The following is a 15,451-nucleotide window of genomic DNA, read 5'->3' as shown; positions in this document are numbered from 1 at the left end:
TTTAGCGCTTCAACTCGCTAAAGCTATCTCTAGTAAGGACACGAAAGGAAGCGATTACAAATGACTTCAAAGTTATTTGCTTTAGATATCGGTACACGCTCTGTAGTTGGCATTATTTTGGAAGAGCGAGATCAGCATTTTCACGTTGCTGATATGGTTATTAAAGAACATAAAGAGCGGGCAATGGTAGATGGCCAAATACATAATGTACTCTACGTAGCAGATTTGATAACTGAAATTAAACAGGTGTTAGAAGAAAAGCATGGTCCTTTAACAAAAGTAAGCGTTGCAGCAGCAGGTCGTGCCTTAAAAACAGAGCAGGCAAGCATTACGATTAATATAAAAAACCGTCCTATTTTTACGGAGGAAGACATCAATCGCTTAGAGCTTCAAGCTGTACAACAGGCGCAGCAACAATTGCTACAACATAAAGAAGATGCGAAGGCTAGCCACTATTATTGTGTCGGTTATTCGGTATTATATTACAAATTAGATGATGAAGAAATTGGCAGCCTATTAGACCAACAAGGCGACATGGCAACAATAGAAGTTATTGCAACGTTTTTACCTCGCGTTGTTGTAGAGTCGCTGTTAGCAGCATTAAAGCGTGCAGATTTAGAAATGGAGGCCCTGACGTTAGAGCCGATTGCAGCAATTAACGTACTTATTCCTTCTACGATGCGCCGTTTAAATGTTGCACTTGTCGATATAGGTGCTGGTACTTCGGATATCGCCATTACTGATAAAGGGACAATTATTGCTTATGGCATGGTGCCAACAGCTGGCGATGAGATTACCGAGGCATTAAGCGACCATTATTTATTAGATTTCCCAGTTGCAGAGGCTGCAAAGCGCCAGCTACATACAGCAGATAGTGATATACTTATTCAGGATATTTTAGGCTTTGACCAATATTTGCCTCACGAAGAAGTAATACAAGCGATTTATCCATCTATTACATCGTTAGCAAATGCGATTGGAACAGAGATTTTACGCTTGAACAACCAAGTAGCCCCAAAAGCAGTAATGCTCGTCGGAGGTGGTAGCCTGACACCAAAATTAACAGTCGAGCTTGGCAAAGTGCTAGAATTACCAGAAAATCGCGTTGCGGTTCGCGGCATAGACGCTATTCAAAATTTAACAAAAGAACCATCTATTCCGGTAACACCAGAGCTTGTAACACCAATAGGCATCGCAATTGCGGCAAAGAAAACACCGATTCAATACATGACGGTAACAGTGAATGAGCAAATTGTACGCTTATTTGAACTGAAAGAGATGACGATAGCCGATGCGTTTTTAGCGGCAAATATTCGAGCAAAGCAGCTTTATGGTAAGCCGGGTCATGCCCTATCCATAACGGTGAATAACCAAGCAATTTTCATTGCCGGAGAGCATGGTCAGCCTGCCCAAATTTTATTAAATGGTACGCCAGCCTCTACAAAATCTTCCATCAAAAATGGCGATACAATCACGCTTATTGAAGGACAAGATGGGCAAGCTGCAACTGCCCTTGTACAAGATATTGTAGATACTGCACTTTCAAAAAATATATCAATTAATAACATTCCTTATACTGTAAAGCCTAAAGTTTATATAAATACGAAGATTGCGACATTTGACCAAGCTTTACAAGATCGAGATATTGTAGATATTTCAATAATAGAAACGGCAGAGGATGTTTTAAAGCAGACAAATAATGTAGATTTACTGGAGCAATTGCGCTCCTATGTCGTTCATATCGATGGACAGCCCCTCTATTTACCAATGTTTTCATCCGAATTATTAATTAACGGAAAACCAAGTAAAACCCATTATCCTGTAAATGATGGTGACCGACTAGCATTTACACAAAATGCTTTGCCTACTGTGCAAACATTGGCAAATCATTTAGATTTATTATTAGAGGATCGAATGCTAGTGACATTTCAGGGAGAACGCATTGAGCTCGTAAAAATCGTACGCGAAATGACGGTGAACGGTGCTGTACTCTCTCCACAGGCTACTGTACCAAATGGTGCGACGATTAAAGTGAATGCCCTTGAGCACAGCCCATGGATTTTTCAAGATGTATTCCGCTTTTCAAACTGGCAACTTCCAGCACAAGCGAAAGGTGGCTTTACCATTTTAAGAAATGGTATCCCTTCTTCCTTCGATGCAGAAATTTTCGGTGGCGATACATTGGAAATTAAATTTACTTAAAAAAAAAAGAGTTATCCGAAAAGTCTATAAGGAGTACGCTGCTAAAGCCAATGTTCATCCCATTTTTAAAAGAGGCATTCTCTGCTTATCCCGTATTAACAAATTTGTTTGCGACGAGTAACCGCAGGAGCACAGACCCCCACTTCAAAACAGCAGATAAAAACAAGATGTTTAAGTGAGGGATCAAACAGCCTGTAAAAACTAAGAATGAGGCCAACACGATGTTGGTCACACAAGCGTTTTCGCAGGATGCGAAGATCCTAGCTTGTGTTCCTCTATCACCAATCAGTGGGGGTGCAAAGCCCCCCACTGATTGAAGGTTCACTTTATATGAATCAACATTTTGCGAAACATCATCGCTACTGTCCAAAATAACGGCTATGCACGGCTTTGGACAGCCTCTTCGCTTTTGGCACATAAAAGATTTACTGCTGTGATTGTCACTATTCTCGTCGCAAAGAGGCTGGGACAAAAAGAAAAAATGTTAGACCGCAATCTAGTTGGTCTAACATTTTTTTGATTTAAGACGGAATATTTAACTCCATAAAGCTGAAAAATTGTTATCTATTTTCCGCATTTTTTGAAATAATAAAGTTATGTCCCTGCCTCTTTTTAGAGGCTCATTACGCTTCCACTAAAAGCGCCCTTAAATTGATGATGGACGAGCGATTTCAGACATATTTTCAATCGGGTCTTCCTGTGTAGCTGGTTCCACTACTGCATTTATTAATTCTTCAAGTGGCTCTTCGCCTTCAGAAGACACTGTACCATCATCAAAGACATTTGGTGCTTTTGCTGTTTTTGCCTTTACTTTATCTACTAAATTTGTCGATTGCTCTTTTAATTGGCTCGATAGCTGAACTGTTTTTTCCTTCGCTGTAGAGGAAAGCTCTACACCTCGGTCACGTAATGTTACAGCCTGTGTAGCGACAGCTCCACGTAAATCACGACCAGATTTTGGAGCTAATAATAAGCCAGCGGCCGCACCGACAATGCCTCCTACCAATGCGCCGATAATAAAATCTTTCATATTTACTGTTTCCTCACCGTAAATGTCTTCGTTTCTAGTCGTATATACTTGTGGTAAGTTCGTCATTTTTTGCTCTGTCATTGTATATCAATCCTTTCATTATTTTTTAGGCTTAGCATTTACACCATCTACAGTATAAACTGTCACATCATCTGGATTAATCGCTTTACGCTGGCGCCATTTATCAGCAATCCCCATCGCAACATTACTCCACTGAACAACTTGGGCTATTTTTTCTTCATTTTTTGTTACTTCAGAAGAAATAGAATTTGTAATACGCTGTACAGATTCATTTAAACCATTTACTGAATCCCCTACACCTTTCACAGCATTGACAACAGTATTCAGCTTTTCTGCTTTTTCCGTAATATCATCAGCAAGCGAATTTGTTTTTGTTAACAGCGATGTCGTTTCACGTGTAATTCCTTCCATCTGCCCTTCAATACCTGCTACTGTTCCTGCGATATTGTTTAATGTTGTTTTCACTGAAAATAATGTCATACCGATGCTTACACATAAAAATAAAAAACCGATTGCCGCGACTAATGCAGCGATATAAAGTACGACTACCATGAAAATGACCTCCTATAGCTAGTTATATTTCTGATTCGACAAACATTTCAAAAATCCTGCCTATTATATGGGATAAAATTATACTTTTTGTAACAATTGCTCAAATGCTGTTTGATATTTATTAACATCCCCAGCTCCCATAAAGAGCAATACAGCTCCCTCATGCTCTTTAAGCTGTTGGATTGTATCTAGTTCTAGCACTTTGCTTCCTTCAACTAGCTGCACTAAAGCATCAATTGTTAGAGCGCCTAATTGCTCACGCGCTGAACCAAAAATATCACATAAATATACTGCATCTGCATCGTCTAAACTATCCGCAAATTGTTGTAAAAATGTTTGAGTGCGCGTAAATGTATGCGGTTGAAATACCGCAACAATTTGTCTTTCAGGATATTTTTGTCTTGCTGCCTGCAATGTTGCCGCAATTTCAGTTGGATGATGTGCATAATCATCTACAAGTACTGTATTCCCGATAATCGTTTCTGTAAAACGTCTTTTTACACCTGCATATGTGTCCAAACGCTCCTGAATAACATCTGTCGGTATGCCTTCATAGTGACAAAGAGAAATAACAGCCAATGCATTTAATATTGCATGGTCACCAAATTGTGGTATAAAGAACGTTGCATAAAATTCATTGCGCACATACACTTCGAATTCTGTGCCTTCTGTTGTCTTAACAACGTTGCGCGCTGCAAAGTCGTTTTCAGCATCAAAGCCATAATAAACAACAGGTACTTGTGCCTGAATGCGCTGCAATTGCTCATCATCTCCACAAGCAATAATTGCTTTCTTCACTTGCATCGCTAACGATTGAAAGGCATCGAACACATCGTCAACACTCGCAAAATAATCTGGATGGTCAAAGTCTATATTTGTCATTACTGCATAATCTGGATTATACGCTAAAAAATGGCGTCGATATTCACATGCCTCCATAACGAAATACTTTGCATTTTCCATTCCTGCCCCTGTTCCGTCTCCTATTAGGTAAGACGTTGGCATATAGCCGCCAATAACATGGCTCATTAGGCCCGTTGTAGATGTTTTTCCATGTGAGCCTGTAATAGCAATAGATGTATAATGATTGCTATAATCCCCTAAAAATTTATGATAACGAACAACTTCTACACCTAGCTCACGTGCGCGTATAAGCTCAGGATGGTCATCAGGAAATGCATTTCCTGCAATAACTGTCATTCCTTGCTCAATATTATTTGCATCAAATGGTAAAATGGTAATTCCTCTATCGCGTAATGGTTTTTCAGTAAAGTAATATGTTTCTACATCCGAACCTTGAACTTGTTCACCAGAATCAAAAAGAATTTGAGCTAATGGACTCATACCAGAGCCTTTAATACCTGTAAAATGATAACGTGTCATGTTGAAACCTCCTAGGATACAGCGATCCTGTTTAAAATTGCAAAAATTTATATGTTCAAGTAGGGTGAAGATTGAAGCTCAATCAATAACAGACCTCTCCATGCGCATAGCATCTATATAATGGGCGTTATATCGGTAGAAAAACAATGAACTCCTCTTCTCTCCTTCACCTAAAACTTTGTATTCGCATCCTGCTGCTACCCGCAGCAAATAATGTCTATAGCTGTCACTACAAAGTAATTATTATCTGTTATAGTGAAAAATACTAATTTATTATAGCATTAAATATGTAGAACAATAAATGAACGACTATTCTAATTTTTTCTACATTTATAGCAACTAGAACTGTTCAACGTCCTTCAGCAAAGTTTTCACTCATCCCACGTAGTTTGTTGATAGAAGAACACAAGCTAAAGACTTTACACTCTATGAAAACGCTTGTGTAATCAACATCAAGTTTGCCACATTCGATTTTTACAGGCTGTTGACCACACTTAAACTTTTAGTTTTAATATGGGAATCCTACAGCCTGTTAATACGGAAAAAGCTTCATTCAACTAACTTTTTTGAACAATCTTCTGCTAAATTGTAGTAAATTATCAGAATTGTTTCGGTGCCTGGCACTTTTATAAGTTTTCTAAATCAGATTCTGTGATGAAAGATTCTCGTGGCTTACTTCCTCTCTGCTCTGACACAAAACCATGCTTCTCTAACATTTCTATCAGCCTTGCTGCTCGATTATAGCCGATATGATATTTACGTTGGATTGACGATGTAGAAACAGCTCCCTGCTCATAAACAAAGCGACATACTTCTTCAAAAAGTTCATCCTGTGCCTCAATTGTTTCAACTTTCTTTAATAGCTCCTCTTGCTCAAAAATATAATCAGGCTGTCCTTGGCTACGCACGTAACGAATTACTTCCTCAATCTCGTCATCCGTTACAAATGTCCCTTGAATACGCTGTGGTGCTGACATGCCATTTCCTAAATACAGCATATCTCCACGCCCAAGCAAACGTTCTGCTCCTTGTATATCAAGAATCGTGCGTGAGTCAATTTGTGATGATACCGCAAATGCAATACGCGTTGGAATATTGGCCTTAATTAAGCCTGTAATGACATCTACAGAAGGACGCTGTGTCGCTACAATTAAGTGAATACCACATGCGCGGGCCTTCTGAGCAATACGGCAAATGGCATCCTCTACATCTGTAGGTGCCATCATCATTAAATCGGCTAATTCATCAATTACAATTAATAAATATGGAAGCTTTTGTGCGTATTGTCCATTTGCCTCTGCTATCGCATTGAAACGTGTTATATCACGTACTTCTGCATGCATAAATAGCTGATAGCGACGCTCCATTTCCTCAACTGCCCATTTTAAAGCTGCCGCTGCTGCCTTCACATCTGTAATAACAGGGCTAACTAAATGAGGAATATGATTAAATGGGGCTAGCTCCACCATTTTTGGGTCGATTAGCATAAGCTTTAATTCATTTGGATCTGCTTTATATAATAGACTAACCAAAATTGAGTTAATACAAACAGATTTTCCAGAGCCAGTAGCACCTGCAATTAAGCCATGTGGCATTTTTCGCAAATCTAATGTAACTGGCTTACCAGTTAAATCTAAACCAAGTGCCGCCTCCATTGGCGATTCTGATTGTTTAAAGGCTACGCTATTCGTTACCTCCGATAAACGGACAGCACGAGAAATTAAATTCGGTATTTCAATACCAATCGTGCGCTTTCCGGGAATTGGAGCTTGAATTCGAATATCCTTCGCCGCTAACGCTAGCTTTAAGTCATCAGCTAAGTTGCGAATTTTACTTACCTTCGTGCCTTGCCCAATCGTAATTTCAAATTGTGTTACAGCCGGTCCTTGCATAATTGATTCGACCTGCGCAGTCACTTGATGATAAGAAAGCGCCTCTACCAATGCCTCCGCTTGTTGCTCCATCCAATCATAATCTTCCGTTTTTTGCTCAGCAGGCGCTAAAAATGTGGTAGAAGGTTTTTCATAGTGCGACTTTGGCTGAGCAGCAGTAACTGTTTTCTCTTGCAGCATCGGCGTTTCCTTTACTGCAGCAGTAGCTTTAGCAGGTGACTGCTCCTCCGTCTGATTTTTTACTTCATGCGCGGTTTCAACAGTCTTTACTTGTTGTTGTAATGCCATTTCAATTGGCTGCTTTTCTTGAACTAGAGTAGCTGTAACTTGCTGTTCATGCTCTTCTTTCACCATTTTCATTTCTTGCTGTTGTAGATGTTGTTTAACAAATTCCTTTGCAAGCTGCTTTTGCTTATCAGACTTTAACATTAAAACATTAAATGGCAAACGGCTGCCACCTGTTTCAATAGCACCTTCCTCTGATGGCGGCGCTTGCTCCACATGCAATTGACCGATATGGATTGTTGAGTTTTCAATTTTTAAATTTTCCACCTTCAATTCACTTAGCAAATCAAACTCATCCTGCTCATCCATAATAGGCGGTTGCTCTATATCCTTATAATCAGATGTATTCAAATCTACTGGCTGTGGTGCTTGACCATCCTCTAATATTTCAATCGTTGATAAAGATGGGGCCTCAAATGTTGCTGTTAACTCTTGTGCTTGTGGGATTTCTTCGATGAACGGCGCTTCGGTGAATTGTGGCGCTGACGCCGATTGCTCCTCTGGCACAATCGGTTTTGCAAGTTCTTCATCTTTCTTCGGCAACAATTGTTCAATCGGCTTAGGCTTACCAAAACCGTAAACGGGCGATGGTACATCAGTTGGTATAAAGCGTTTACGATTTTGTAAAGGACTAACCGTTGTTTGCTTTGGCTCATTTTTCTCACGAGATTTTGTAGGCGTTAAAAAATCTTTTTCTTCTCTCAAAGAATTATTACGCCGTCCCTGCGGCTGACTACGAAAAACATTGACCTGCCCTTTGTTTTTTTGTCTGCGCGCTAATAGTTCGCGAATACCTGATACCTCTACATCATAAATCTCCTGCTGCTCCTCTCGTAAATGCCTTGGCAACTCAAATGTTGACTGGTCTATTTCTATATTGTCCATTTGACGTTGCTGCATCGCTTGAGGCGCTGGTTTTTTTTCGATTAACTCCTCATCTGCAATAAGGGGGAAACGGAAGGTTGTCTTTTTCATTTGCGGCTGTTGCGTAAACTGCTCGTTTTGCTCAACCTCTTGCTCGTACTCATCATATTCCTCATCTGTATATAAAATTTTATTTATTTGCTTTTTAAACCAATTCATATGCTCACTCTTTTCTTTAAAAAAAACTCATTATTTTAGAAAATAGAATACTAAAAGCATACCATATTTTAAGCCATTGAGGCAGAGTTTACCCAGTGCAAATAGGGAAATATTAAGAGAAAGGGAGGTTTATCGACTTGTTGAAAGATGATTCACAATTAGATGAAAGAAAAAACACGTTTTACCTTGTTCTTTTTAATTTTAAAATGTGTGTTTTTAAGCCTTTGTTGAATAATTCATTTTGAGGTGAGGTTAGCCTTAGGCAAAAATAAAGGCTGTTTGAAAAGAGAATACCTTTTCAAACAGCCTCTAAAATTTTAGCGCGTTGGAATTTCAAACGCTGAACCTACTTCAACATCTTCCGCCAATACTAAAATTCCTTTTTCAGAAGGCGCATTTGGAATTTCTAGCTCACGTGCTGAGCATAGCATACCAAATGAATCTACCCCGCGTAAATTTCCTTCTTTAATGAGTAAACCTGAAGGCATAACTGCACCAATTTTTGCGACAACTACTTTTTGTCCCGCTTCTACATTCGGTGCACCACAAACGATTTGCAGTGTTTCATCGCCTACATTTACTTTACAAACACTTAATTTATCAGCATTTGGATGCTTCTCCTTCGTTTCTACATAACCGACAACGAATTTCGGTGAAAAATCCACATCTAATGATAATGTGACATTATTTGCTGTTAATGCTGCTTCGATTTTTTCCACAAGCTCTGGCGTTAGCTCTACAATGCCTCTTGCTGTCAGCTCGATATATTTGCTGGCATTAAATAAGTTGAATGCCTTTACTTCCCCTGTTGCTTCTTCTTTTAATAAAGCTACATCGCCTTGTCTGTCCACTACTGTTGTAATAATTTTCTCTGTTGCTAGTTGTACTAAAAGCACATCACCAACATGCTCTTTGTTATATGCTACATTCATTTTTTCTCTTGCTCCTTTTTTACTTTGTTTTTTGCGAGAATAAAAATTGGCTCTAAATTGCCCTCATCATAAATAAACGATAAAGATGTGATAGGTACCGCTCCTACAGAAAAGAAGTGCATCGTCATCTGCGCCAATACATCATACCCTACTTCATTGCGAATATCACCTATTATTAGCACATCCTGATGCGGCACAGATACGGTCATATCGCCTTCAATTTGCGCGGCCATCTCCTTTAAAAACTGGTCGTTTAAAATACGACTTGCATCATAACCATCGTTATGATTGACAAAATAAAATATACTGCCTGCTACCTCATCTTTTTTCGTTGCGGTCGGCAATTTTTTCACTGAAAAGCGTGCAATCTCTCGCACTTGCTCCGCTGTAACGCCAAGCTTTTCTAGCATTGCTTCATCAATTAAACGATACGTTGTTCCTAAATCAAGTGCATAAAAAATTCGCGTTTCCGCCGTATGTTCTGTCGTTATGAATGAGTGCCCGTCCTTGGACTTTTTCGGAAATGAGCCTGAACGAATAATTGGGTAAACCGCAGACAATTGCTCAAAACCTACCTTCTGCTCCTGTAGCATTGCTGCAAATGTTTGCTCAATTGTATAGACAACCTCATCGATTGCTGCCTGTTTTTTCGTCGTATACTTCGCTAATATTTCAGACAACGAAATATCCATCCCACGCTGCAATACTTTATGCTGTAAACGCACTTTATCTGTCTCTTTATCATAAGACCAATCAAAAAGCTCCTCACCAAGCTGTTTTTTTAATGTTTCCACAAGTTCTGGAGATTTCACATTTGTCCCTCCTTTTAAATAAAGTGAACCTTCCCTCAGTGTTTTTTTCATCCTCCACTGATTGGTCGTTTCATCAATCGGTTTTTTCTACGTTGTTTGTTCCACACTCCAATATTTCTTTACATATTATTTTGAAGCCTAGGGATTTATAGCCTGTTAATACGGGATAAACCGATATTATTATAACAAAAAAGAGCGCCCTGCTGTAGCATTTGGACGCTTTATCAAAACCATCCCAGCAGATTTTTAGCAAGCTTGGCTTCAAAACCTGTGGCATTTACCTAGGCTTATTTTAATTCTCAATCAAAATAAATATCGTTATTTTGTAATTTGTACAGAACGAACAATTTGCATCATTGTATGTAGCTTTTCTTCGATTTTGCGATCTTCAGAAAGCGTCGTCATTTTAATACCGCCACTACTCACGATTAACTCATACTGTTTGTCATCAAGCTGAACAACTGCTGAAAAACCAAATTCATTCGTTGTTTCAATTTCTTGTGATTTCACAATATTTTTCGTTTCATCGGCAATGAGATTGTCATAATGCAACTTGCTGTCTTCTTGTTCATTCGTATTGACAAATAATATATAAGAATCTTTATCTTTAGTTAAAATGTAGTTCATTTCATTTGCACCTTGCTCTACCGTATAGGATTTAGGTACAAACAATTCGATTGAACCAATTGTTGTGTTAGGTGCTTCAGCACTTTCCTGAAAAATTGTTTCAGCGCTTGCCACCCCAACTTCAATTTGCTCCTGCACTGACTTGCCACAGCCTGTTAGCGTAAATGCAAGCGTCGTAATTGCAAGGCCATGAAGCCATTTGCGATTCATACAAATTCCCTCACTTTCTATTACAGCATATATTGTAATTTATTTTGAGGTAAATGTGCAAATACATTGCTTATTTCCTATCCAAATACATTATTTGACCGACCAACAATGTTACGATATGCTCAAACATTTGTTGTCGATTTATCAAGTTATTCGTAAAAATACCAATTGCGCCTTCATTGTGACGGGTATTTTCCTTCTTTGCAAAAGCATCCATTACTGGTCCTAGCTCCTTCCCTGCTCGTACCTCGCTTGCTACTGACCTAGGTAAAACAAATTGTGCCCCTGCACTACTAATAACAGTTCCATCCTTCAATGCAACTGCTCCCCAATTGCAGCAGTACAGCTCTTCACCTACTGGCTGCACACCGCCTTCTAAGCCAAAACCCCAATCTGCCTCTGTTTGTTGCAAAGTATTTTTTGCGCGGTTAATCGCCCCTTGTCGTGTTTCTTCAGCAGACAAAGGCTGTGCTGCTACGCCTGATTCTACATTTAGATGAACAAAATTTGCCTGCGGAAAATAAGTGTGAATCACCTTTTCTACCGCATTCGTTTTTGCTTTATTTTGTGTGCCAATTGCTACTAACAACGCCATCATCTCCTATTTATTTTCTTTATTAAGGAAATACTTCTTGTACGAAAAAAATTCAGTTTTTACGTTTACTGCGATTTACATGAGTAGGGCTAAAATATGTAAAGCTATCGGGAAGTAGATTTCCCGATAGCTCGTTTATTAAACATTAGCTTTAATTGTTTCTAGTGTAGTGTTGTCGACTGATTTAACAAGCTTCACTAATAGTTCTTTTGCTGCCGCATAATCATCGACATGGATAATTGATGAAGATGTATGAATGTAGCGAGAGCATATGCCAATAACTGCTGATGGTACACCGTTTAATTGTGTGTGAACTTTACCAGCATCTGTGCCACCACCCGGTGATACGAAATATTGGTATGGAATCTTGTTTGATTCAGCTGTATCTAATACAAATTCACGCATGCCACGGTGCGTAATCATTGTACGATCGAAAATACGTACTAGCGCACCTTGCCCTAATTGACCAAATTGCGATTTATCACCAGATGTATCGTTAGCAGGTGATGCATCTAAAGCAAAAAACAGGTCTGGTTGAATCATATTGGCAGAAACACCAGCGCCGCGCAAGCCCACCTCCTCCATTACATTCGCACCTGAATATAAATGATTTGTTAGCTGCTCATCTTTTAATTCTTTTAATAATTCAATTGCTAAACCGCAACCATAACGATTATCCCAAGCTTTCGCCATAATTTTTTTCGGATTAGCCATCGGTGTGAATGGGCATACAGGGATAATAGATTGTCCCGGACGAACGCCCATTGACTCTGCATCTTCCTTAGAATCAGCACCAATATCAATCAGCATATTTTTCATATCCATCGGCTTTGCACGCTCCGCATCTGTTAATAAATGCGGTGGTACAGAAGCGATAACCCCCGGAATTTCACGGTCTTTTGTATAAAGTGTTACACGTTGTGCTAGCATTACTTGATTCCACCAGCCACCTAGTGTTTGGAAGCGAATGAGTCCATTATCAGTAATCGATGTGACCATAAATGCGACCTCATCCATATGTCCTGCCACTAAAATTTTTGGTGCATCCGCTTGTGTAGATTTACGAACACCAAAAATTCCACCTAAATTGTCTTGGATAACCTCATCCGCATATTTTTCAAGCTCACTGCGCATAAAATTACGTACTGCACGCTCATTTCCGGGTGCTCCCGGAAGCTCTGTTAATGTTTTGAAAAGTTGCATTGTTTCTTGATTCACTTATGATACACTCCCCTTGTTAATTTACGCATCTATTATAACATAAAGTAAAAGTATTTCGCCCTTCGAATTTTCTATTTTTTACACGCTCTTTTATATGTGATAAAGTTAGTGCAAGGAGGGAATAAAGATGAAATTGAGAGATTTTGTTTTAGGGGTAGCGACGGGATTAGCAGCAGCAATTATTATTAAAGAGGTAAGTGAACGCGTCGATCCTTACTTATCAGCAGATACAGTATTACAGCAAATTAAGGCTGAATTTAAAAAAGAAGCACCTATTGATGGCTCATGGGTGTTTATGAAAGTAGAAGAGTTTAACAACGGATTTACAACTGCTCCTGTTTATCGCGGTGGCATTTCACGCATGATGGACGGCGAAATGGAATCATTTGAATTCGCAGCAGACGCCCGCTCAGGTGCGGTTTTAGAGCTGACGAAGCTATAAATATAAAAGTCGCATGAAACCATAAGTGCTGATTTCATGCGATTTTTTTCTTTTATAACAAATCATTTTATTCATACAACCTTTTACATAATTCCTTGTTTCTGCATTTACTATATAGACAGATGTATCTGTGTATATATAATACATACCTTCTTGCCCTTTTGGAAAATCACCTTTATTATATCGGGTTGTCTCCCCAGTCGTCCGCTCAATCATTTCACGAGCTTCAACATATGTATAATTAGGTAATCCACTCACTATATTAATAAACAAACATTTTATAATAACGGCAAACAACAGCGCCCAAAATGCCGGCTACTGCACGGCATTTTGGGCGCCTCTGTTATTTAAACTGAATCACTGCCTCATTACTGCGCTTTAAGCTGTCAACAACTTCCTTGCCTGTTGCGTCCCATTGAAGCATACGGTAATAGGCATCGTGATAGAAAATGAATTTATAGCCATTTTCTAATGCTTCCTTCATCAGCTTTTCCTTGGCAAACACGCTCGTCATAGGGTAGTCATCATATGCAAGCACCCATAGTGGATTTTGATGTGCGTGTGTTGGCATAATGTCTGCCATATGTAGGAGCACATCGCCATTTTGCTCTAGGCGAATAATGGCATGACCATCACTATGACCACCTGTGTGCACCATTTTTAAGCCCGGTGCTACTTCTAGCTCCCCTTCGAACGTTTTCACTAAATGTTGAATAGGCTCCCAGTTTTCCTTCCAATAGGTGTTGCGCGAACGAATATTTGGATTACGCATCTCATCCCATTCGATTTGCGTCGTGTAAATCCTTGCATTTGGGAATACCGGAACAAGCTGCTCCCCCTCCCAGCGTGTTAAGCCACCCGCATGGTCGAAATGTAAATGCGTCATTAAAATAACGTCAATATCCTCTGGCTTCATGCCGAGCTCAGCTAAGCTTGTTTCCAATGTTGACTGCTCGGAAACACCAAAGTTGCGCAGCTGCTTTTCCGTTAACTTGCCTGCACCTACACCCGAATCAATTAAATAATTTTTACCTTCGTATTGAATTAAAATGGGCTCACATGCAAGCTCAATTTGATTTAGCTCATTAACAGGGTATTTGCGCGACCAGAGCGCTCTTGGTACGACACCGAACATTGCTCCTCCATCTAAAGCTGTTACCCCACCATTTAACCAAAATAGTTTCATATTATGAAATACATATTGATCCATCATTTCTCCCCCTAATTCAAAAATTAAAATAGCTGTAATCAACGGGTGTATGCCTAATACAAGGCATTTCACCTTACAAAACAAGCTAATATTTATATAAGCAACACATTATTAGCTGTTTAGAATAAGGATATCGCTACTCCGCACCAACCGCAGTGAAGATTATCGTTTATAAGTTATATTTTCAATAAATCATGCTTCAATTTGCTTGCGAAACTGACACTCTAAACGATAAATAGGCTGCCCCTTTGCTGAAAACTTTTCCTCGTACTCTGTCATCACATTATCCTCTGGCATATTTGCATGCAAATCGAGAGAGACGTAGTTTAATGCCATACCGTAAGCATTCATGCTCACTAAGGAGTACTCGAATAAGCCACGATTATCTGTTTTAAAATGAATTTCCCCTCGCTCAATTAAAACATTTTCGTAAATTGCTAAAAAACTTTCATGTGTTAAACGGCGCTTCGCATGGCGTGCTTTTGGCCATGGGTCTGAAAAGTTCAAATAAACACGATTAACATCGCCTTTGGCAAAATAGTCTTGTAATTTCGCACCATTTACTTTTAATAGACGTAAATTAGCAGGCTTGTCGGCTTCAACAATGCGCTCAAGTGCACTAACAATCACGCTATCATATAGCTCGATTCCGATATAATTAATATTTGGATTTTGTAACGCCATACCTAGCACGAACTGTCCTTTGCCCGTTCCGACTTCGATATGAATCGGATGGTCATTGCCAAATACATTTGACCAATCGCCCTTATGCTGCTCTGGATTTGGCAAAATGACATCTGGATGCGCATGAATAAATTCTTCTGCCCACGGTTTGTTTCTTAATCTCACTTACTTTTCCTCATTTCTTTATTACATCTTTTCTATGCTACAAAGTTCCTAGCCTATGTTTTTCAATACAGCAATCCGAAAAATTGTCGCGGACTGAAGATTCAC

13 protein-coding genes are annotated in these 15,451 nt (G+C 39.3%); 2 read left to right on the top strand and 11 right to left on the bottom strand.

The window, feature by feature from the left end:
- The first annotated feature begins 60 nt into the window (after nucleotides 1-60).
- Nucleotides 61-2,202 (top strand): cell division FtsA domain-containing protein, encoded by a 2,142-nt coding sequence (locus MHB51_RS00395; RefSeq protein WP_107943000.1) that lies wholly within the window; start codon nucleotides 61-63, stop codon nucleotides 2,200-2,202.
- Nucleotides 2,203-2,848: 646 nt separating this feature from the next.
- Here the strand turns inward: MHB51_RS00395 and MHB51_RS00390 are convergent.
- The 9 genes from MHB51_RS00390 to MHB51_RS00350 form a co-directional block, all read right to left on the bottom strand.
- Nucleotides 2,849-3,313, bottom strand: a complete 465-nt coding sequence (locus tag MHB51_RS00390; RefSeq protein WP_201261909.1) for a YtxH domain-containing protein — start codon at nucleotides 3,311-3,313, stop codon at nucleotides 2,849-2,851.
- 18 nt (nucleotides 3,314-3,331) lie between these two features.
- Nucleotides 3,332-3,805, bottom strand: coding sequence for a DUF948 domain-containing protein (locus MHB51_RS00385; RefSeq protein WP_066161907.1), 474 nt, complete (start codon nucleotides 3,803-3,805; stop codon nucleotides 3,332-3,334).
- A 78-nt stretch (nucleotides 3,806-3,883) separates the two neighbouring features.
- Nucleotides 3,884-5,188, bottom strand: coding sequence for a UDP-N-acetylmuramate--L-alanine ligase (gene murC, locus MHB51_RS00380; RefSeq protein WP_342558751.1), 1,305 nt, complete (start codon nucleotides 5,186-5,188; stop codon nucleotides 3,884-3,886).
- 626 nt (nucleotides 5,189-5,814) lie between these two features.
- Nucleotides 5,815-8,448 carry a DNA translocase FtsK gene (locus MHB51_RS00375; protein WP_342558750.1) on the bottom strand — a complete coding sequence of 878 codons (2,634 nt, stop codon included), beginning with the start codon at nucleotides 8,446-8,448 and terminating at the stop codon, nucleotides 5,815-5,817.
- Between the two features lie 317 nt (nucleotides 8,449-8,765).
- Nucleotides 8,766-9,380 (bottom strand): YtpR family tRNA-binding protein, encoded by a 615-nt coding sequence (ytpR, locus tag MHB51_RS00370; RefSeq protein ID WP_066161899.1) that lies wholly within the window; start codon nucleotides 9,378-9,380, stop codon nucleotides 8,766-8,768.
- Nucleotides 9,377-10,192 carry a DUF1444 domain-containing protein gene (locus MHB51_RS00365; protein WP_342558749.1) on the bottom strand — a complete coding sequence of 272 codons (816 nt, stop codon included), beginning with the start codon at nucleotides 10,190-10,192 and terminating at the stop codon, nucleotides 9,377-9,379. Before MHB51_RS00365 ends, ytpR begins: the two co-directional genes overlap by 4 nt.
- Before the next feature lie 318 nt (nucleotides 10,193-10,510).
- Entirely contained in the window at nucleotides 10,511-11,029 is a 519-nt protein-coding gene (locus MHB51_RS00360) for a hypothetical protein (RefSeq protein WP_066161892.1), read from the bottom strand.
- A gap of 70 nt (nucleotides 11,030-11,099) precedes the next feature.
- A complete protein-coding gene (locus MHB51_RS00355) occupies nucleotides 11,100-11,618 on the bottom strand; it encodes a DUF84 family protein (RefSeq protein WP_066161889.1) in 519 nt (172 codons plus the stop codon).
- Between the two features lie 144 nt (nucleotides 11,619-11,762).
- Nucleotides 11,763-12,842: a M42 family metallopeptidase gene (locus MHB51_RS00350; protein WP_066161886.1), complete on the bottom strand. Its 1,080-nt coding sequence runs from the start codon at nucleotides 12,840-12,842 to the stop codon at nucleotides 11,763-11,765.
- A gap of 130 nt (nucleotides 12,843-12,972) precedes the next feature.
- Here MHB51_RS00350 and MHB51_RS00345 point away from each other — a divergent pair, with 130 nt between their 5' ends.
- Nucleotides 12,973-13,287: a peptidase M4 gene (locus MHB51_RS00345; RefSeq protein WP_066161883.1), complete on the top strand. Its 315-nt coding sequence runs from the start codon at nucleotides 12,973-12,975 to the stop codon at nucleotides 13,285-13,287.
- A gap of 343 nt (nucleotides 13,288-13,630) precedes the next feature.
- Here the strand turns inward: MHB51_RS00345 and MHB51_RS00340 are convergent, their stop codons facing one another.
- Nucleotides 13,631-14,497: an MBL fold metallo-hydrolase gene (locus tag MHB51_RS00340; RefSeq protein ID WP_342559451.1), complete on the bottom strand. Its 867-nt coding sequence runs from the start codon at nucleotides 14,495-14,497 to the stop codon at nucleotides 13,631-13,633.
- A 192-nt stretch (nucleotides 14,498-14,689) separates the two neighbouring features.
- A complete protein-coding gene (gene trmB / locus MHB51_RS00335) occupies nucleotides 14,690-15,346 on the bottom strand; it encodes a tRNA (guanosine(46)-N7)-methyltransferase TrmB (RefSeq protein ID WP_342558748.1) in 657 nt (218 codons plus the stop codon).
- Nucleotides 15,347-15,451 lie beyond the last annotated feature (105 nt).

The sequence above is a fragment of the Metasolibacillus sp. FSL K6-0083 genome, assembly GCF_038630865.1.
In the GTDB taxonomy this organism is placed as follows: Bacteria; Bacillota; Bacilli; order Bacillales_A; family Planococcaceae; genus Metasolibacillus; species Metasolibacillus fluoroglycofenilyticus.
This window is presented reverse-complemented; position numbering and strand designations above follow the sequence as displayed.